Source organism: Halomonas sp. SIMBA_159, assembly GCF_046536035.1.
GTDB lineage: Bacteria > Pseudomonadota > Gammaproteobacteria > Pseudomonadales > Halomonadaceae > Vreelandella > Vreelandella venusta_A.
This window is the reverse complement of sequence record NZ_JAWJBT010001516.1, coordinates 1-239: the sequence shown is the minus strand read 5'-3', so window position 1 is coordinate 239 and position 239 is coordinate 1. Positions and strand designations below refer to the sequence as shown.

The window sequence follows — 239 nt, the reverse complement described above, 5'->3', positions numbered from 1 at the left end:
CAGCATGGACTGTTCTACGGTTTCCAGCATCATTGCCTTACTCTTCTGTGTTGCACTGCTGCACCTGAAAACGGCTATGTTGCAGCAATGGCATATTCATTCGTATCTGTGCGCTCAGACCCAGATCGATATCTGCGGTGATCACACCTGTACCCTGCTCCTGGCAGGCGACAACTTGTCCCCACGGATCAATAATCATCGAGTGACCCCAGGTTTCCCGCCCCTGGTTATGCTCACCC

Annotated in this window: 1 protein-coding gene; it reads right to left on the bottom strand. The window is 52.7% G+C overall.

Annotated elements, in window-relative coordinates; all coding sequences use genetic code 11:
• Positions 1-37: 37 nt before the first annotated feature.
• Positions 38-239 (bottom strand): nitrilase-related carbon-nitrogen hydrolase (locus R0J87_RS24295; protein ID WP_498889611.1); only part of this gene is annotated, 202 nt, incomplete at its 5' end.